The organism is Streptosporangium sp. G12 (assembly GCF_052983175.1).
The window spans coordinates 1-19,264 of sequence record NZ_JBRIQO010000019.1; the positions used below are offsets into that span (position 1 = coordinate 1).

The following is a 19,264-nucleotide window of genomic DNA, read 5'->3' on the forward strand; positions in this document are numbered from 1 at the left end:
CGAGGCCGTCATCGCCGAGAAGCCCGAGAAGGCCGGAGCCGCCCCCGCCATGCCCGGCGGCGGCGACATGGACTTCTGAGTCCACGCGCTTTCGAAAAAGAGGCGACCCCGAAGTGCCGGGGCCGCCTCTTTTTGTTTCCGTGCTCCGCTTCGTCCCCGTGCTCCTCGGCGTCGTACCCCGTCGCCCGGCGCGGTGGCCCGTACGCGGCCCCGAGGCTAGCCGAGCTGCGTGGGCAGCGGCCTGGAGTGCAGGACGGTCAGGGAGGTGACCGCGCGGGTCAGCACCACATAGAGGCGGGCCAGGCCGCGGGGCTCGGCGTCGACGATGTCGGCGGGCTCGGACACGATCACGTGGTCGTACTCCAGGCCCTTGGCCAGGGACGCCGGGACGACCAGGAGGCGGTGGTCCTCGACCGTGTCGGGGCTCAGCACCCGATGCTCCAGGTGGGCCAGGGCCTTGGACACGGCGCCCACCGAGGCGTCGGGGACGATGACGCCGATCGACCCCTCGCGGGCGAGCGCCTCCTCGGCGGCGCGGGCCAGCGACACCGCCAGGTCGGGCGCCGGGCGCACCGACAGGGAGCCCGCGCCGGGCCGTAGCGACCGGGGAGCGGCCAGGTCGGGGGCGACGGAGGGCAGCAGCCTGGCCGCGTAGTCGAGGACCTCCCGGGGCACCCGGAAGCCGAGGGTGAGCTCGGTGACCGCGCCGTCCTCGAAGCCGAGATGGGTGAGGACCTCCGTCCAGGAGCGGGCGGACCAGGGAGTGGTGCCCTGCGCGAGGTCGCCCAGCACGGTGGCAGAGCCGGTGCGGCAGCGCCGCCCCAGGGCCCGCAGCTGCATGGCCGACAGGTCCTGGGCCTCGTCCACGACCAGGTGGCCCAGCGGGGTGGTCCGCTCGATCATGTCGGCCAGCTCGTCCATCAGCGCGCCGTCGGCCGCCGACCACTTGGCCGAGCGGAAGGACTTGGCGGGCTTCGCCCACAGCAGCAGCGACTGCTCCTCGGCCGTGAGGTCGTCCTTGGCCGCGGCGGCGAGGAAGGCGGGGTCGCTGAACAACCGGTGGAGCACCTGCTGCGGGGTCAGCTTGGGCCAGACCAGGTCCACGAGCTGCCTGACCGGCTTGGACCTGGCCACCGCGTCCTGCACCCGGTCGTCGGGCGACTCGCCGCGCTGCTCCATCCGGACGAGCACCAGGTGGGCGAGACGCTGGGCGAGCGTGGCACGCCCCGGGCCGTAGCGGGTGGTGCCGCGCAGCGCGGCGACGATCTCGCGGACCTCGTGGTCGGCCACCCGGTAGCGGTTGATCCCCTTGGTGAACAGCACGCCCTCGGTGGGCTTGACGACGTGCATCCACAGGGCGCGCCCGAGCACGGGGACGATCCTCGCGTCACCCTTGATCGTGCTGGTGGCGGGGTCCTCCGGGGCGGAGTGGTCGCCGAGGATCCCGGCGGCCGTGGTCTGGTCGACCTTGACCTCACCCAGGGCGGGGAGCACGGAGGAGATGTAGGAGAGGAACGCCCGGTTCGGGCCGACGATCATCACGCCCGACCTGGCGAGCCGCTCGCGGTGGGTGAAGAGCAGGTAGGCCGCCCGGTGCAGGCCGACGGCGGTCTTCCCGGTGCCGGGGGCGCCCTGGACGCACACCGTCCGCCCCAGGTCCGAGCGGACGATCTCGTCCTGGTCGGGCTGGATCGTCGCGACGATGTCGCGCATCGGCCCCGAGCGCGGACGCTCGATCTCCTCGGTGAGGATCCTGCTCTGGGCGAGGGCGGGGCCGCCCAGGTCGAGGCGCTCGTCCTCGTAGGCGGTCAGGTCGCCGCCCCGGTAACCGAACCTGCGGCGCAGCGCGACGCGCATCGGGTCGGACGGGCTGGCCTGGTAGAAGGCCCGCGAGACCGGGGCCCGCCAGTCGATGACCAGGGGGCGGCTGCTGTCGTCGTGGACGTGCCTGCGCCCGACGTAGACCGTACCGGGAAGGTCGTCTCCCGCCTGGCGGTCGAGGCGGCCGAAGAACAGCGGCGTGCCGGAGTGGTCGGCGAGCGCCTCGACGCGCTGGTCCAGCAGCGCCTGCAGGATCTGCTGGGAGACCCAGTCTCCGGCGGCGTCGGAGGAGAGGGAGCGGGCGTGCTCGCGCATCGCGCGGAGCGCCGCCCTGGAGGTGGCCAGGTGTTCGCGCTCGGCGGCGAGAATCCGGGCGGGATCGTCGGTTATGTCAGGGGCCAATTGATGTGCGGGCACGCTGAAGCGCCTCCCATTCGATAAACGGAGGTGGTGGTCATCGGGCAGCGAATCGACCAGCTTAGCGGCGACTCACCCGCGTCTCAAAAGGATTAATGCCGGACTGGGAAGCGGCGGTCGCGGGTATCCCAACGGTCGTGCGGATCTCCCCTGTCATACCGGCCGTCGCCAGTCTTCTCCTGGCCGCGCTCTGGGGATTCTCGGTGTTCGCGGGCTGGGGGGTCGAGGCCTTCTGCTCCGACCCCGGCTGCGTGGACGGGCTGGCCGGGGTGGTCAGGCTGTCGTCCCTGTTCGCGGCGGTCGCGGTCTGTTGCACGGCGGCCGCCCTGCTGGCGCCGGGGAGGCGCGGCGCCGGAAGTCGTTTCACCGCGCTGATGACCGCCGCGGTGGCCGCCTGGGTGGTCGCGGAGGGCGTTCTCTTCGCGGGCGGCCTGATCGTCCGGTCGTCATTGTGATCGCCCGGGCGTCACCCTGATCGCAGGGTCGCCACCCCGATCGTTCGGTAGTCGATCTGCCACCCTCCGTCATTCTCTGTCGAAATAGCGAAAAAGCGCGGCAAACATGGTGACTCCCTCAGATCATGGGGGTATGTCGCCAGTGGCCGCCGAGGCCTAGCGAGGGGGTGGTTTGTTTGTCGAAAGCCCGCGGGATTTCGTGGACCTGACACAAATTGACGACGTGTTCGCCAGGTGGGGTCATTCTCCGGCGAGCACGTCGTCCGCGTCGATGATCTGGTACGCGTACCCCTGCTCGGCCAGGAACCGCTGCCGGTGGGCGGCGAAGTCCTGGTCCACCGTGTCACGGCTGACCACCGAGTAGAACCGGGCCCCGCCCCCGTCGGCCTTCGGCCTCAGCACCCGGCCCAGCCGCTGAGCCTCCTCCTGCCGGGACCCGAAGGTGCCCGACACCTGGATGGCCACCGCCGCCTCCGGCAGGTCGATGGAGAAGTTGGCGACCTTGGAGACGACCAGGACCTGGATCTCCTTGTCGCGGAACGCCTGGAAGAGCCGCTCCCGCTCCTTGACCTTCGTCTCCCCCTTGATCACCGGCGCGTTCAGGTGCTCGCCGAGCTCGTCGAGCTGGTCGATGTACTGCCCGATGACCAGCACCTGCTCGTCCAGGTGCCGGCGGACCAGCGCCTCGGTCACCCGCGTCTTGGACGGCGTGGTCGCGCAGAACCGGTAGCGCTCCTCGGACTCGGCCATCGCGTAGGCCAGCCGCTCCTCGTCGGTCAGCGTCACCCGCACCTCGACGCAGTCGGCCGGGGCGATCCAGCCCTGGTTCTCCATCTCCTTCCACGGCGCGTCGTACCGCTTGGGACCGATCAGGGAGAACACGTCGCCCTCCCTGCCGTCCTCGCGCACGAGCGTCGCGGTCAGGCCCACCCGCCGCCTGGCCTGCAGGTCGGCGGTCATCCGGAAGATCGGCGCGGGCAGCAGGTGCACCTCGTCGTAGACGACCAGGCCCCAGTCGCGGGCGTCGAACAGCTCCAGGTGCCGGTAGACGCCCTGCCTGCGGGTCGTCATCACCTGGTACGTGGCGATGGTGACGGGCCGGATCTCCTTCTTCGTGCCGGTGTACTCGCCGATCTCGTCCTCGGTCAGCGAGGTCCGCTTGAGCAGCTCCTGCTTCCACTGGTGCGCGGAGACCGTGTTGGTCACCAGGATCAGCGTCGTCGCCTTGGCCTGCGCCATCGCCGCCGCGCCCACGATCGTCTTGCCCGCCCCGCAGGGGAGCACGACCACGCCGGAGCCGCCGTGCCAGAACGCCTCGGCGGCCTCCCGCTGGTAGGTGCGCAGCTCCCAGCCGTCCTCGGTGAGCGCGATCGGGTGGTGCTCGCCGTCGACGTATCCGGCCAGGTCCTCGGCGGGCCAGCCCAGCTTGAGCAGGTGCTGCTTGATGTTTCCGCGCTCGCTCGGGTGCACCACCACGCCGTCGTCGCCCAGGCGCTCGCCCAGCAGCGGCTGGATCTTCTTGGCGCGCAGGACCTCTTCCAGCACGGCCTTGTCGGTGCTGGTCAGGGCGAGCCCGTGAACCGGGTGCTTCTCCAGGCGGAGCCTGCCGTAGCGCGACATCGTCTCGGCGACGTCGACCAGCAGCGCGTGCGGCACGGGGTAGCGGCTGTGCGCGATCAGCGCGTCGATCACCTGCTCGGCGTCGTGCCCGGCGGCCCGCGCGTTCCACAGCGCCAGAGGGGTGATCCGGTAGGTGTGCACGTGCTCGGGGGCACGCTCCAGCTCCGCGAACGGGGCGATCGCCTTGCGGCACTCCCCGGCCCTCTCGTGATCGACTTCAAGGAGCAGGGTTTTGTCCGATTGGACGATCAATGGTCCGTCAGTCACAGACTTCTCCCTTGGTCACCGCAGGTTACGGCGGATCAGCTCATGGTCGCACCCGTGGACGCCCGAAGGGTCGTCCCGCGCTCCCTGTATGCAACAGACGGGAACGTCCGGGCAGTCCCGACCGGCCCATCCGGTCTCCCGCGCCCGTCCGTCACCTGCCCGTCCGTCGTGTGCCCGGTCCGCGCGCGCCCGCCTGTCGCGTGTCCGCCCGTCGGGTGTCCGTACGTCGTGTACCCGGTTCGCGCACGCCCGCCCGCCGGGTGTCCGCCCGTCCGGACGCCCGGTCCTCGCGTGTCCGGTGCCGCGCGTACGGCTCCGGCGGGCGGTCCTCGGCATGGTCAGCTCGGGCCGAAGGCGCCGTTGAGGCCGGCGACGATGAAGAAGGCCACGCCCAGGACGAGCAGCACGACGTTGGCGCCGACGCTGATCCAGGTCCACTTGAGCAGGTTCCTCGCGCCTCGCGGGTCGGTGTCGACCCTGCCCAGCGCGAGGCCCGACAGGATGGTGCCGATGAGGCCGCCGGGGCTCGCGAAGCAGCTCAGCGCGAGCACGAGGCTGATGACCAGGGCGACGATAGCGTGCGTCCTGACGCTCTCGACCTCGCGGGACGGCGGCGCCCCGTAGCCCTGCCCGTACCCCTGCCCGTAGGGCTGCTCGCCGTAGCCCTGTCCATACCCCTGTCCGTAGGGCTGGTCGGGATGGCCGGGGGTCTGGCCATAGCCCTGGGCCTTGCCGTATTCGGGCTGACCGTACTCCGGCTGGACGTACTCCGGCTGGTAACCCTGCTGGGTCTGCTCGTAGCCGTACGGCTGCCGGTCGTGGCCCGGGGCCTGGCCCGGCCCCGTGGCGTAGGGGCTCTTCCAGTCGTCCGGGTTGGTGCTGGGGCCTTCGGAGTGACCGCTGCTCACTGGGGATCTCTCGCTTCTTTGGAGCTCAGAACGTCAACTGTTATCACGATATGGGTCGTGAGCCGGGTGTCAGGGGCGAATGGACTCGGTCGCATCCCGGCGGCCGGAGGAGACCCGGAGGAGGACCCTCGCGCCTTGGCGAGCGTCCCGCTGAACGACGCGGCGGACGGTGCGCCGCCACCGGACCGTCGGCCGAGCTCGTGGCGGCCCCGTTCCGGAACCTGAGACTACCCCGTGCTCTCGTCCGGCACACCGGGGCCGCACGGGCTTTCCGGTCCCCGGCGGAACCGGCAGGGGGCGTCTCACACGATGTCGGCTATGCCGGTGATGCGGTGCAGGGCGAAGCGGTGCACCGCCGCCCGCGTCTCGTCGTAGGCGGTGAGATAGCCGCCCTCCATCCGGGCGGGTTCGAGGATCCGGCTGGTGGCGTTGCCCTGGGAGTCGAGGTAGCCGATCCAGACCTGCGATCCCTGCCGGATGGCCTCGCGAAGGGCGGTGATCGTGGCGGTGGCGGGGGAGCGTGGCACCTGGCCGCCGGGGGCGGCCACCGGGGCGCGGCGAGCCTGGTGCGCGGCGTCGCCCGCGCGCACGGCGCGCACGGCGGCCGCCACCACGTCGGCCTCGTGGCCGCTGAACGTGACCGGGGAACGGCCCGCGGAGGTGCCCTCGGTCCGGCGGACGTCGAGCTGGGTGATGATCACGTCACCGTCGAGCGACTCCGCCGCCGGGGCGTAGCCCATCGCGCGCAGCGAGTCGACCAGCGCCGGCCGGGAGGACTTGGAGGCGATCACCGTGGGAGCGAGCCGCCGCAGCCGCAACGGGATCGCCCGCTTGTCGGCCATCACCTCGTCGAGCAGGGAGGGGTCGTCGCACCGCACGTACGCGCTCGCCGTGCCGACGCGCATCCGGCCGTGTCGCCTGGCCACGTCGGTGACCAGGTAGCTGAGCGGCTGCGGCACGGGCGTGGTCGAGTGGCGCTCCAGCATGGCCAGCAGCTCGTCGGCACCCTGCCCGGCGTCCAGTGCCCGCCGGATCGACCGCTCGTCGAAGCGGTAGACCGTCGCGCCGCCGGTCGACTCCACCTCGGCCGCCATCGCCAGCCACCGCCGCAGGTCGCCGGTGAGCGGCCCGGGGGCGACCGCGGTCAGGTCGGCCTGAAGGAGCACGTGGTCGAGCGGCTCGGGCAGCAGCGGGAGCAGCAGGTGGGCGGCGGACACCGGACGGCCGCCACCGCCCGGACCGGCCGGGACGGCCGAACCGCCGGCGCCGCCGGAGGAGTCGGGGAGCAGGGCGCGACCGTGGGCCGCGAGCGCCCCGAGCCCGGTGACGCCGATCTGCTCGGCCTCGCGCAACGTGAACTCCACCAGCTCGTCGCGGTGACCTCCGCGACGACGGGGCTGCTCCCAGGCCAGGCGCTCGCGTACCGCGTCGAGGGTCGGCGCCACCCCCGGCGTCGAGGCGAGCACGCCCAGGGTCGTGGCGCGGACCTCGGCGGCGGCCGGGCGCCGCAGGTCGGGGTGGAGGGCGTTGAGCAGCCGGTCGCGCTCGTCGCGCTCGCCGATGACCCCCGGCACCCGGTCCATGGTGAGCCAGGCCGTGGCCAGCACCACCCAGCGGTCCTCCGTGGACTTCACCCGCCAGCCGTCGTAGACGGGGGTGGGCAGCCAGTCGCCGTCGACGGTGCCGCTGGCCGCGATCAGCCCCGCCGCGTACGACACCTCGACAACCAGCCCCGCCACCCACTCGGGCAGGTCGAGCAGGCCCGCGGTCCGCTTGAGGTCACGCACGGCCAGGCCGCCGCTGCGGAGCACGCCGGGCGGGTCGGCGCTCCAGCGCTCGCACAGCTCCTCCACCGCGCGGGTGAACGTGAACGCCTGCCCGGCGGCCGTGCGGTCGGCGAGCCTCCGGTCGCGCTCGGTGCCCTCGGTCGCGGGCGGGAAGGGGGACAGGTCCCGGTGGATGCGGCCGCCGCGCAGGAACAGGGCGACCTCGCGGGGCAGCACCACGGTCTCCTCGCCGGTGGCGGCGAGCAGGGCACGGGAGAGGAGCTGCTCGATCGGCGACTGCGCGGTGGCGGCCCGCACCTCACGGCGGGCGTTGGGCACCCGGCCGCTGGCCGGTCCCCAGACCAGCTCGTTCAGCGCGGACCGCGCCTGCGGCGAGACCTCCTCGACCAGCCGTCCGACGATTTCCCCGTCGCGGAGCAGCGCGGCGAGCGTCTCCTTGGTGGCGTTCCCGGTGTCGCCGGTGGCGCCGCCGTCGCCCGTGACGTCCTGGACAAGCTCGGCCAGCCGCTCGGCGGGGTGGTGCCTGAACGCCTCCACGGCGGGCGGACCGAGCCCCGCGGGAGCGTCGAGCACCTCCCGCACCCCGGGCGCCGGAGCCAGGGCGCGGTCGGGCCCGTAGATCAGGGCCATGGTGCGCAGCCGCTCGACCGTCTCCTTGAGGGCGCTCTGGAACTCCGGATCGGCCGCTCCAGGAAGGGCGCGGGCCATCTGGGCACGCAGTGACCTGTAGGCGACCGGGCCGGGCAGCACGGCCAGCGTCTCCACGACCGCGAGCGTGAACCGGTCGAGCCGGTCGAGTGCCCTGCCCACCGCCGACGGGCTGCTCGCCCGTCCGGCAAGTCCTTCCAGGTGGGCGGGCACGGGGGTGATGAGCTCGGGCCGCACGGAGACGAGAGCCCGCAACCGGTCGTCGCTCCGGCCGCGCAGCCACTCGGTGAACTCCGTGCTCATTCCGCCAATGGTAGGAGGCTTGACCGACATCGCGCGGCCTGGGGGAATTTCGGGATCCCGTGAAGAGGGCCGGCCGATCACGTGATGGACGGTGAATGGGGGAAGAAGCTCACGAGCGAGACGATGTCGAGAGAGGATGGCCAGTGTGATCGAGCGTGCGGACCAGCTCGTCCTGGACTACGTCAGCAAGGCGGCCGACGCGGCCCACGGCGTGCTGCCGCCGAGACAGCGGATCGACTTCGTCGCGGTGCTGCGCAGGCGGATCGACGCCGAGCGGGCCGGAGTGGACGACCCCGCCGCCGTGGCGAGGGTCCTGGCCCGGTTCGGCGACCCGGCCGCGCTGGTCAGTCGCGAGTTGCGCCGCCTGGGGAGGGAGGCGCCCTCCCGGGCTTCGGAGAATCCACCGGGGCGCCCCGAGCCGCGGGTTTCCGAGAAGGGTTCCCGGGGTTCCCGGAGATCCGGGGGTTCCGGGGGTTCCGGGGGCTCGCGTGAGGACTCCGGCACGGTTCCCAGGCCCCGGGAGGATCCCGCGGGGACCGCCGGCGGCGCCGGCCGCTCCATCCGCGCCACGGATCTCACCGTCACCTCAGCCGTCGATCCGGTGGCCGCCATGCCTCTCTCCGCCCCCACCCCGGAAGGTTCGGTCCCCGAGGACCACGACCCCCCTCGGGGAGGGCACGTCCCCGAGGACCGCGACCCCACCTCCGAGAGGCCCGGTCCCGAGGATCCCGCTCCCACGCCGCAGGATGCGGTCTCCGGCCCGGGCGGTCCCGGTCGCACGCCGGAGGGTTCACCGTCTCCGGCCACCCCCGATCCAGCGGCGCCCTCGCCCACGCCTTCACCCACGCCCTCGCCCTCGTCTTCACCCGCGCCGGGTGAGGCGGAGACGGCCGGACGTGCCTCGTCGGCCGCCCGCGAGAGCACGCCGGGGGATCCCGGTCTCCCGCCCTCCCGCCGCCCCGTTCGGGGGCATCCGTACGCCTCGACCGGCGCCGGCCCGGACGCCGGCGAACCCGCGCGGGGTCATCGCACCCCGGATCGTCCCGAGCCGGAGCGCCCGGAGCCGGATGCTCCCGGGTCCTCGGCCTCGCGCGGGTCCAGGTGGGTGGAGCGGATCTTCCCGGCCCGCGCGCGGTCGTCATCGGCCGTCCCGGAATCATCGGCCGTCCCGGAATCATCGGCCGTCCCGGAATCATCGGCCGTCCCCGGATCATCGGCCGTCCCGGAAGAGGACGAGCCCGACATCCCCCCCGGTAGCCGCCCGGGAAGCGGGGGAGACGCCGCGGACGAGTGGGAGGACGCGGTGGAGAGCGACCCGCCGACCGAGGAGATCCCGTCCGTACAGGACCCTCTCCCGCCGCCGGTGGCACGGCGGGAGACACCGGAGCCGCCTCCGGAGTCTCAGGAGCCGAGGAAGCCGCGGGAACTTCAGGGGGAGCGGGTGGAGGATCCGAAGGGAGATCGAGTGGAGGCGCCGCGCGGGAAGCCGGGAGGCGCGGAGGACCGCCCGGGGCTTCCGCCCGGCGTGGCCAGGGGAATGCGGGAGGCCGAGGAGCGGCTGGCCAGGAAGCAGGCGCGAAACCGGCCCGGCTGGCTGCGCCGGCGACGCCCGGCCCGGTCGAGGGAGGACGTCGTCCCCGGTACCCAGGACGCCCGGACGATCCTGCTGGGCCACCGGCGCGAGATGGTCGGTCTGGCCCTGCTCGCCCTGGCCGGTCTGCTGATCCCCTTCCCGTTCGCCCCGATCGCGATCTTCAGGATCCCGGTGCTGGTCTGGGCCGTCGCGGCGCTCGTCGTGATCGCCTGCGAGAACTGGCACACCTCCGACAAGGCGCTCGGGCTGGCCGCTCCGATCGTGAGCTACTCCCTTGGTGGCGGACTGGTCGCTCTCGTAAGGGCCAGGAACGACCTCGGCACGGTGGTGGACGAGTTCTTCACCATCAGCGGGCTCATGTTCATGCTCGGTACGGCGTGGGCCGTCTTCTGGCTGGCCTACCGCCTTCTCAATCCCCCGGTCCCCGTGGGAAGGGGGGTCCGCCGGCCCGGATAACACCGGTGGAGTCCTCCCGGTCCCCGAAGGGCCGCCGGGCCTGTCAGCCGATGGCCTGGACCGCCGGCCGGGGCAGCAGGCCGAGGGCGAGGCGCACCCAGGAGGCGACGAAGCGGTCGCGCTCCACGCGACCGGGAGGCTCACCCACGGTCTCCTCGAACAGCTGGTAATTGATCACCGCCCCGCCGAGTACGGCACCGATGGCGGGCCAGTCGGCGGCGGCTCCGGCGTACTCGGGCTGGGCGCGGAACCACATGGTGATCGCGTCGAACATGGGCTGCAGCAGACCTTCGCGCACGGTCGCGACCAGCTCGGGGAACTGGCTCAGGTCGCGGAAGAAGACGCGCGTCAGCTGCCTCTCCTCACGGACCTTGGCCAGCCCCAACCCGCACAGGTGGGCCAGCCGTTCCTCGACGCCGGTCGAGGTGTCGACGACGCTGAGCTCGGCCAGGGTCTCGGTGATCTGTGCCCGCGTCCTGGCGGCGTGCTCGTTCATCGCCGCGGCCAGCACCTCGTACTTGGACTTGAAGTGCCGGTAGAGGCCACCGGCGCCGGGAGACAGCCCGGAGGCGGCCTCGATCTCGGCCACCGAGGTCGCCGCGTAGCCCCGTTCGGCGAACAGGCGCAGCGCCTCGTCGATGATCCGTTCGCGCGTCGATCTGGTCATTCTCTGCCGATACCTCCTCCGTGACCTTATCCAGTGCCACCCGGACCGGGTCGCACCGCACCGCGGCGCGCCGCTTCCCGCCCGTGCCGAAGGACCGCGGGTCCACCCGCGAGGCGGCCCACCGACCGGCCTCACCACCCGGTTCGGCTGCCCGGCCTCACCGGCCGGTCCACCGGGCGCTCGCGGACCCGTACACGGACCGGCACGATGGGTGGTCCCGAGGGGGGAACCGGTCCCCGGGCCTGTCTTCGTGGACAGACCCACGGACAGGCCCATGGAGACCGGTCCGCGAAAACCTGTCCCGGAGGCCGGCCGCCCGGAGAAGCGCGGGAGAGGGACGCGCACCCAACCTTCCGGATAAGGAAATCTTTTCGCGAAGGGTTCCACAGCGAGGGGTCTCATGTACAACGCTTAGGATTAGCCATGTTTAGGGTGATTTGGCATTCTTTGAGGGCTTCTCGGAGAATCCTCTTCGCGAAGCCGACAAGGAGCGGTGAGTGACCTGATGAACTCCGTGGGATTCGACCTCGATCTGACGCTCGCCGACACGCGCGCGGGCATCGCCGCCGTTTACGACGAGGTGGCGCTGCGTACCGGCGTCTTCATCGACAGCGTCGCCGTGGTGGCCAGGCTGGGGCCGCCGCTGGAGTGGGAGCTGGCCAACTGGATGCCCGCCGAGGAGGTCCCCGCGGCCGCCGACGTCTACCGGGAGCTGTACCCGTCGATCGCCATCCCGGTCACCACCCTCATGCCCGGCGCGCGCGAGGCCGTCGAGGCCGTACGGCGGGCGGGGGGCCGGATCGCCGTCGTGACGGGGAAGAACGCCCGCGACGCGGCGAGCACGGTCGAGTTCCTCGGCCTGGAGGTGGACGAGGTCGCCGGGTCGGTTTTCGGGGCGGCCAAGGGTCCGGCCCTCGCGGCTTTCGGCGCCGCCGCATATGTTGGAGATCATGTCGCGGACATCGACGCGGCACGAGCGGGGGGAGTCGTCAGCGTGGCGGTGGCGACGGGTGTCTATCCGGTGGGAGAACTACGTGATCACGGAGCCGATGTGATCCTGGGTGATCTGACCGAGTTCGTCGAATGGTTCGACGGCTGGCGAACCCCCGCCGCTCTCGTGTAATTCGGGTCCCAATACACGGTCGCTCTCAGCGCCCGCGGGGCATAACCTACATCCATTCCTTTTCACGACAGTCTGAACGAGGTCACCCCTGTGCCGAGTGGCAAGGTCAAGTGGTACGACGCCGACAAGGGATTCGGCTTCCTCACCCGCGACGACGGCGGCGAGGTCTTCGTGCATTCTTCCGCGCTACCCTCCGGCGTGGACTCCCTCAAGCCGGGCCAGAAGGTCGAATTCGGCGTGGCGGAGGGGCGCCGTGGCCAGCAGGCGCTCTCGGTCCGAGTGATCGACCAGCCCCCCACCCTCGCCAAGACCGCCAAGCCCAAGGGCAAGCGCAAGAAGCCCGACGAGATGGTCGTCATCGTGGAGGACCTGATCAAGCTTCTGGACACGGTCTCCACGTCGTACCAGAGGGGCAAGCAGCCCGAGGCCGCGCACGCGAAGAAGATCGCCGCCGTGCTCCGGGCCGTCGCCGACGACCTGGACGACTGACACCCGCCGGCCGCCCGCCGGTCGACCCGATCTCCCGTGCCCGCTCCGCGGCTCAGCCGTGCGGGTCCAGGCCCTCCCCGAACGCCGAACGCCCGGAGACCCTCGCGGCTCAGCCGTGGGGGTTGGTGAGCGGTCTGGTCCGCTTCTCCGTCGGGGGGTCCCCGTGGTGCACGACCGTGGTGGTCGTCCCGGCGGGGCGCGGCCTGGCCCGCTCCTCCGGCGTCGCGCCCCGCGAGGGCCGCTCTCCGTCCGTCGCGGGGTGCGGCCCGGACGGGGCGGGGCGCGCGTCCCTGGCGGCCTCGACCCTGGCGTCCACCTCGCGGACCCGCCTGCGGCGGCGTACCAGCAGCCAGCCGAGCGAGCCGGCCAGCACCGCGGCCATCACGGCCAGCCCCGCCGACCCGCCCGCGAACAGCGAGAGCCAGAGCCCGACCAGGCCGCCCAGCACCCAGGCGATCTGCAGGAAGGCCTCCACCACCCCGAACGTGGACGAGCGCACCTCCTCGCCGATCTCCCGCTGCACGATCGCGTCCAGCGCGAGCTTGCCCAGCCCCTGGGCGAACGCGGCCACCAGCGCGACCGCCACCGCGCTCCACAGCTGGAAGACGACGGCCGCCAGTATCGTGATCGCGGTCGTCATGGCGAGCGTGCCCAGCACGATGACCTGCGGGGAGTGGTTGCGCACCCACGAGGCCACGGCGGTGCCCGCCAGCCCTCCGACCCCGGCGGCCACCGCCAGCACGCCGATGGCGACCATCGGCGGCAGGCCGGGCAGGTTCTTGTCCTGGACGAGGAAGAGCAGATAGAAGAGCAGGAACCCGGAGTAGAGGCGGATGGCCACGTTGGCGTGCATCGCCTCGGCCACCACCGGGCCCACGTTCAGCATCGTGCGCCAGCGGGGCGGCCGTTCCTCTCCCTCGTCGTCCAGTCCCTCCAGGTCGGGGGAGTCGATGTGGCGCGGGAGCCGTACGGCCAGCACGCCCTGGAGCAGGAAGAGCACCGTCGCCCCGCGCAGCACCCACTCGGCGCCCAGCCAGGCGCTGGCGCCCGCTCCGATCGGCACCGCGACGCCCGCCGTGACCAACGCGAACAGGGCGACCCGCGCGTTGGCCGTGACCAGCGCGATGTCGGCGGGCAGCACGCTCGGCATGATCGCCGCGCGGGAGACGTTGTAGGCCTTCGACAGCACCAGCACGGCCAGCGCCGCCGGGAAGATCGTGAACACGTCGCCGGGGACGATCGCCGCCGCCATCGCGAAGCAGAGGAGCCCGCGGCCGAAGAGGGTTCCGGCCATCACGAAACGCCGCCCGGAGCGGAACCGGTCGAGGACCGGGCCGACGAACGGCGCGACCACCACGAACGGGATCATCGTGATCAGCAGGTAGAGCGCGACCTGGCCGCGTGCCTCGTTCACCGGGAGCTTGAAGAGGGTGCCGGCCAGGGCGGCGGTGACCAGGGCGTCGCCCGCGCTGTGCGCGGCGGTCAACTCGATCAGCTGGCCCAGCCCGGTGCGGCCCGCGCCCTGCGCGTGGGTCAGCCGCCGCGCGGCCCGGCCCGCCCGCTGGGTGCCGCTGACCGCCCCCCGGCCCGCCCGCGCCGTCGCCCGGCCCGCTCCCTTGCCGGCTCGCGCCGTCACCCGGCTCGTGCCGCGGCCCGCGCGCGCGGCGGCCCGGCCCGCGGCGGCGGCGGCCCCGCCGACCCGCCGAGAGGCCTCGCCCACCGTCTTCCGCGCCCGTTCCCACCCAGCTGCCACGTATCCAGTCATACCCGAAGGGCGGGTGAGTTGTCCGGTGCGCTAGGTCACTCCGTGGACGATGGGATGTCCACGGTGCCGTTCGCTCCGGTCATGGGCGAGAATGAACTGTGAGCGCAGTGAGCGAGCGAGCCAGTAGGGACAGCAGCCGTCGTGCTGCGAGGCTGACGGGAGACGACTCGTGAGCCGGACTCGATCCCGCGCCGTGGTCCTTGACCAGGCGTGCGTCGCGGCCGTCGACCTGGCCAGAGCCGCGGTCGAGGAGAACGTCAGGCCCGGAGAGGTGGGCGACCACCTCGGGGTCGAGGGCGAGGGAGACCGCGTCGTCACCCATTACTTCGCCTGTCTCGACCGTGCCTACCGGGGTTGGCGCTGGGCCGTCACGGTCGCCCGGGCCTCGCGGGCGCGCAACGTGACGGTCAGCGAGGTCGTGCTCCTGCCCGGCGCGGGGGCCCTGATGCCGCCGCAGTGGGTGCCGTGGAGCGAGCGGCTCCTGCCCGGTGACCTCGGCGTGGGCGATCTGCTGCCCACCTCCGACGACGACGACAGGCTCGCGCCCGGTTTCACCGAGACCGACGACGACTCCGACCATCAGATGATCTTCGAGTACGGCCTCGGTCGGGCCCGGGTGCTCTCCCCGATCGGCCGCGACCGCGCCGTGCGGCGCTGGCACTCCGGCGAGTCGGGGCCGCACACCCCGCTCGCGCACGCCGCGCCCGCCCAGTGCTCCACCTGCGGCTTCTACTGGCCGCTCGCGGGCGCGCTGCGCACCGGCTTCGGGGTCTGCGCCAACGAGTACGCCCCCGACGACGGACGGGTGGTCGCCGCCGACCACGGCTGTGGTGCGCACTCCGAGGCGGCCGTGCTGCCGCACCAGGTCGAGCCGACCTCGCCGATCCTCGACGACCTCTCCTACGACACCGCGGAGAACGGCACGGAACCGGATCTGGCCGGATCGGTGGACGACACCGCCTCCGAGCCGCTCGGCCACTCCTGACCCGGCGCCGCAGGGCCGTTCCCAACCCGGGGCACCGGGTCCATCCCGCCCCGCCGCCGTCCCGGCGGCACACCCGGCCGTCGCGGCCGGGCGCCGCTCCCGTGGCGTCCCGGCCGCCTGGGCCGTTCGGGCCGTTCCGGCCGGGACGCCCGGCCGTGCGGGGCATCGACCTTTGGAAGCATCGCCTTGACTGACATCTTCGGCACCGAACGACTGCGCTCCGCCGTCCTGGCCGCCTGGACCGCCTCGCCGGCCCGTTTCCGCGAGGACGCCAACGCGGAGGAGGACTTCGCGCTCGGCGGCTACCGTGACCGGCTGATCGTCGAGCTGGCCCAGAACGCCGCGGACGCCGCGCTCCGCGCCGGGGTGCCCGGGCGGCTCCGCCTCTCGCTGCGCGAGGGCGTGCTGTCGGCCGCCAACACCGGCGCCCCGGTCGACAGGGCCGGGATCGAGGGGCTGTCCACGCTGCGCGTCTCCGCCAAGCGCGACGACACCCACGCGGCCGGCCGTTTCGGCGTCGGGTTCGCGGCCGTGGTGTCGGTCTGCGACGAGCCGGTGATCGGCTCGCTCGGTTCCGGGGTCGTCCGCTGGTCCCGCGACCAGACCGCCGCCCTGGTGGCCGCCGAGCCCGAGCTGGCCAAGGAGCTGGCCGAGCGCGGCGGGCACGTCCCGCTGCTGCGCCTGCCCTTCCCCGCGGGCCCGGTCGAGATCCCCGCCGGGTTCGACACGCTCGTGCGGCTGCCGCTCCGTGACGAGGCGGCCGAGGAGGCCGTACGGGCGATGCTGAGGGAGACCAGCCCCGCCCTGCTGCTCGGCCTGCCCGCCCTGGAGTCGATCGAGGTCGACGTGGACGGCGAGACGCGGACCGTCACCTCCGAGGGCTGGAAGGTCGTCTCGGCCTCCGGGCGGTTCACCCCCGAGCAGGTGGCCGAGCTCTTCGCCGACCGCCCGACCGAGGAGCGCTCCCGGCCGCATTGGCTGGTCCGCTGGGCCGTACCCGTCACCGGTCCCGGATCCGCCGGTCCCGGGTCCGTCACCGGGTCCGGGTCCGGTTCTGGATCCGCCGGGTTCGCGCCCGCCGCCGGTTCCGCGTCCGCCGGGTTCTCGGGCGGTGCCCCGGGCGGGACCGCGGCCGGTTCGGGGAAGGAGACGCCGGTCGGGGAGCCCCGGCCGCTGCCCGCCCTGGTGCCGCCCGTGGTGCACGCGCCCACGCCGAGCGACGAGCCGCTGGACCTGCCCGCGCTGCTGATCGCCTCGTTCCCGATGGCCACCGACCGGCGGCACGTCGCGCCGGGTCCGCTGGCCGACTTCCTGGTCGAGCGGGCCGCCGACACCTATCTGGAGCTGCTCGCCGGCCTGCCCCGCACGCCGCGGCTCCTCGACCTCGTCCCCGGCATGATGGGCAAGGGCGAGCTCGACGCCCGCATCCGCCGGGCGATCCTGCGCAGGCTCCCCGACACCCCGCTGCTCCCCGCGCTCTCCCCGCCCGCGGACCCGGCCTCGACGGGCAGGCCGGGCGGTTCCGGCACCTCGCTCCTGCTTCCCGACCCCTCCGAGGTGGCCGCCGGAGGCGGCGCCTCCCCGGCCCCGCTCTCCGAGGGTGAGGAGCTGGTCGTCTCCGGGCGGCAGGCCTCCGTGGTCGCGGCCCCGGCCGAGCTGCTGGAGCGGGTCGCCCCCATGATCCCCGGGCTGCTGCCCGCGGGGTGGCCGTCCCGGCATCCGGCGATCACCGCGCTCGGTGTCAGCCGAGTGCAGCTCTCCGAGATCGTGGACATGCTCTCCGGCGACGCCGTCAAGGACAGGGACCCGGCCTGGTGGCGGTCGCTGTACGAGGTGCTGCCCGCCGACGACCCCGAGGCCCTCGGCGCGCTGCCGGTGCCGCTGGCCGACGGCCGCCTGGTCAGGGGGCCGCGCGGCACGCTGCTGCTGACCGACGGCTCCGCGCTGGACCCGGCCGTCCTCGCCCCGCTCGGGCTGCGCGTGGTGCACCCGGACGCGGCCCATCCCCTCCTGCTCAGGCTCGGCGCGGGCGAGGCCACCCCCCGCACCGTCCTGGAGGACCCGCTGACCCGCTCCGCCGTATCGGAGTCGCTCGACAGCCCCGACTCGGAACCGGTGGCCCAGGCGGTGCTCGCGCTGGTCGACGCCGCGGGGCTGACCGCGGGCGACGCCCCCTGGCTGTCCGAGCTGGCGCTGCGCGGCGCCGACGGCGAGCTGTACCCGGCGGGCGAGCTGCTCCTCGCCGACGGGTCGCTGGCCGGGCTGCTCGACAGGGAGACGCACTTCGGCACGGCCGCTCCCGAGCTGGTGGAGCGGTACGGCCCCCGGGTGCTCGCCGCGGCGGGGGTGCTCGACGGCTTCGCCGTGGTCAACGACTCCGACGTCATGATCGATCCGGACGAGTGCGACCACGACCTGGATCGCGAGGACGAGTGGCTGGAGACCGTCCTCGACCTGCTGCCCGAGATGGACGTACCGCCGGTCGCCCGGGAGTTCTCCGCCGTACGCGACCTGGAGTACGTCGCCGACTGGCCCGCCGCCCTCGCCCTGCTGTCGCGCCCGCCGCTCCGCTCGGTGCTGCACCCGCTGCGGATCCTGGTGGCGGGGGAGATCGTGGAGGTCCCGTCCTACACCGCCTGGTGGCTCTCCACGCACCCGGTGCTCGCCGGCAGGCGCCCCACGCAGCTGCGGCTCCCCGCGGGCGACCCGCTGCTGTTCGGCCTGTACGGCGACGCCCCGGCCGTCGTCGACGAGGCCGCGCTGGCGATGATCGGAGTCCGGAGCACGCTGGCCGACCTCCTCGCCTCCCACGGCGGTCCCGACGAGCTGCTCGACCTGCTGGGCGACCCCGCGGTGGAGGTCGACCGCGCCCAGCTCCGCTCCCTGTGGGTGGCCCTCGCCGGTGTCGACCCCGCCCGCGTCGGGCCCCCGCGCGCCGTACGCGCCGTCCTCGGTGACGCGATCGTCGCCGTCGACGCGGAGGACGGCCGCCCGCTGTCCACCGGCACCGATGCCGGGGATGAGGCGGGCGAGCCGGGGGAGCCGGTCGTGGTCGAGGCGCCGGACCTGCTGCCGCTCGTCGCGGGCCGGCCGCTGATCCTGGCCCCGTTCGACCTGGCCGAGGCGCTGTCGGAGCTGCTCGACCTGCCGCTGGCGGGGGAGGAGGCCGCGGGTGAGGTGACGTCCTCGGGCGAGACGCGCGACGTCCCGGCCGCCGTACGGTCACTGCTGCCGACCGCGCCCGCGACCTACGTGGAGCACGAGAGGCTGCTGGTGGACGGTGTCCCCGCGGCCTGGCGGTTCTTCGAGGGCACGGTGCACGCCTCGGGGGTGGAGGGGCTGGCGCGCGGGCTCGCCTGGGCGTCCGGCCAGTGGGGTGACCGGCTCGCGGTGGCGGCGCTGCTGCGCGATCCGGCGGCGGTGCCGCTGCTGCTCGCCGAGGCCGACCTGGACAGCTGGACCGCCTCGACCTAGACGATCGCCCGGGAGCGCGTGGGGGTCACAGGATCGCGGTGGTCGGCTCGATCGGCTCTTCGGGCGGGGGCGGCGGGCGGCGGTTGCGGCGGCGTACGTACCAGAGGCCGAAAAGACCGCCGCAGATGCCCGACACGCAGGTCCAGATCCACCAGCGGTACTCGGGATCCGGCTGCACGACCAGGAGCACGACCAGGGCGATGACCCACATACCCGTACCCGTGAGGATCGTGAGCGTGTCGTTGGTCCTCAACGGCTGCAGATCCGGACGTCGTGGCTGGTTCACGCGCTCCAGACTAGGTGACGACGTCCCACTGTTCGCAAAACGGATTACGTCAAGACGCGAATCCATCTCGAAACCATCACCATCACCATCCGGGTCTTCCGAGACGGGAATCCCGCTGTCACTCTGCGTGAGTGAAAGATGTTAAAACCACCCAAATAAGTGGGATTGACCGTTTCTTCTTCATCTCCGACCGTGGCTC

At 73.0% G+C, this 19,264-nt stretch carries 13 protein-coding genes; 6 read left to right on the top strand and 7 right to left on the bottom strand.

Going from position 1 to position 19,264, the window contains the following annotated elements; genetic code table 11:
* Positions 1 to 216: 216 nt before the first annotated feature.
* Positions 217 to 2,238, bottom strand: coding sequence for a HelD family protein (locus tag ACVCAG_RS27255; RefSeq protein WP_447190503.1), 2,022 nt, complete (start codon positions 2,236 to 2,238; stop codon positions 217 to 219).
* Positions 2,239 to 2,375: 137 nt separating this feature from the next.
* Here ACVCAG_RS27255 and ACVCAG_RS27260 point away from each other — a divergent pair, with 137 nt between their 5' ends.
* Complete coding sequence (locus ACVCAG_RS27260) at positions 2,376 to 2,693, top strand: hypothetical protein (protein WP_447190504.1); 318 nt, start codon at positions 2,376 to 2,378, stop codon at positions 2,691 to 2,693.
* A gap of 240 nt (positions 2,694 to 2,933) precedes the next feature.
* Here the strand turns inward: ACVCAG_RS27260 and ACVCAG_RS27265 are convergent, their stop codons facing one another.
* From ACVCAG_RS27265 to ACVCAG_RS27275, 3 genes are all read right to left on the bottom strand, one after another.
* Positions 2,934 to 4,580: a DNA repair helicase XPB gene (locus ACVCAG_RS27265; RefSeq protein WP_440068963.1), complete on the bottom strand. Its 1,647-nt coding sequence runs from the start codon at positions 4,578 to 4,580 to the stop codon at positions 2,934 to 2,936.
* A 338-nt stretch (positions 4,581 to 4,918) separates the two neighbouring features.
* On the bottom strand, positions 4,919 to 5,488 hold the full coding sequence (locus ACVCAG_RS27270; RefSeq protein WP_440086277.1) for a hypothetical protein: 570 nt from the start codon (positions 5,486 to 5,488) through the stop codon (positions 4,919 to 4,921).
* 302 nt (positions 5,489 to 5,790) lie between these two features.
* Positions 5,791 to 8,226, bottom strand: coding sequence for a helicase-associated domain-containing protein (locus ACVCAG_RS27275; RefSeq protein WP_440086276.1), 2,436 nt, complete (start codon positions 8,224 to 8,226; stop codon positions 5,791 to 5,793).
* Positions 8,227 to 8,371: 145 nt separating this feature from the next.
* On the opposite strand from ACVCAG_RS27275, the gene ACVCAG_RS27280 reads away from it, so the two are divergent.
* Positions 8,372 to 10,276 carry a hypothetical protein gene (locus tag ACVCAG_RS27280; protein ID WP_447190505.1) on the top strand — a complete coding sequence of 635 codons (1,905 nt, stop codon included), beginning with the start codon at positions 8,372 to 8,374 and terminating at the stop codon, positions 10,274 to 10,276.
* Positions 10,277 to 10,319: 43 nt separating this feature from the next.
* Here ACVCAG_RS27280 and ACVCAG_RS27285 read toward each other — a convergent pair whose 3' ends face one another.
* Positions 10,320 to 10,943 (bottom strand): TetR family transcriptional regulator, encoded by a 624-nt coding sequence (locus tag ACVCAG_RS27285; protein ID WP_440086274.1) that lies wholly within the window; start codon positions 10,941 to 10,943, stop codon positions 10,320 to 10,322.
* Between the two features lie 493 nt (positions 10,944 to 11,436).
* Between ACVCAG_RS27285 and ACVCAG_RS27290 the strand changes: the two genes are divergently transcribed.
* Together ACVCAG_RS27290 and ACVCAG_RS27295 are read left to right on the top strand one after the other, a co-directional pair.
* Complete coding sequence (locus tag ACVCAG_RS27290; protein ID WP_440086273.1) at positions 11,437 to 12,066, top strand: HAD hydrolase-like protein; 630 nt, start codon at positions 11,437 to 11,439, stop codon at positions 12,064 to 12,066.
* A gap of 90 nt (positions 12,067 to 12,156) precedes the next feature.
* On the top strand, positions 12,157 to 12,555 hold the full coding sequence (locus ACVCAG_RS27295; protein WP_344744291.1) for a cold-shock protein: 399 nt from the start codon (positions 12,157 to 12,159) through the stop codon (positions 12,553 to 12,555).
* A 109-nt stretch (positions 12,556 to 12,664) separates the two neighbouring features.
* Here ACVCAG_RS27295 and ACVCAG_RS27300 read toward each other — a convergent pair whose 3' ends face one another.
* Positions 12,665 to 14,308, bottom strand: a complete 1,644-nt coding sequence (locus tag ACVCAG_RS27300; protein WP_440086272.1) for an MFS transporter — start codon at positions 14,306 to 14,308, stop codon at positions 12,665 to 12,667.
* A 181-nt stretch (positions 14,309 to 14,489) separates the two neighbouring features.
* Here ACVCAG_RS27300 and ACVCAG_RS27305 point away from each other — a divergent pair, with 181 nt between their 5' ends.
* Both ACVCAG_RS27305 and ACVCAG_RS27310 read left to right on the top strand, forming a co-directional pair.
* Positions 14,490 to 15,305, top strand: coding sequence for a DUF3027 domain-containing protein (locus tag ACVCAG_RS27305; protein ID WP_440086271.1), 816 nt, complete (start codon positions 14,490 to 14,492; stop codon positions 15,303 to 15,305).
* 186 nt (positions 15,306 to 15,491) lie between these two features.
* Complete coding sequence (locus ACVCAG_RS27310; RefSeq protein ID WP_447190506.1) at positions 15,492 to 18,779, top strand: sacsin N-terminal ATP-binding-like domain-containing protein; 3,288 nt, start codon at positions 15,492 to 15,494, stop codon at positions 18,777 to 18,779.
* Between the two features lie 25 nt (positions 18,780 to 18,804).
* On the opposite strand, the gene ACVCAG_RS27315 is transcribed toward ACVCAG_RS27310, so the two are convergent.
* Complete coding sequence (locus tag ACVCAG_RS27315) at positions 18,805 to 19,065, bottom strand: DUF2530 domain-containing protein (protein ID WP_440086269.1); 261 nt, start codon at positions 19,063 to 19,065, stop codon at positions 18,805 to 18,807.
* Between the last annotated feature and the right edge of the window lie 199 nt (positions 19,066 to 19,264).

Coding starts and splice junctions, on each gene's coding strand:
- ACVCAG_RS27275 (WP_440086276.1), bottom strand. CDS start 8,226: ATGAGCACGGAGTTCACCGAGTGGCTGCGCGGCCGGAGCGACGACCGG.
- ACVCAG_RS27285 (WP_440086274.1), bottom strand. CDS start 10,943: ATGACCAGATCGACGCGCGAACGGATCATCGACGAGGCGCTGCGCCTG.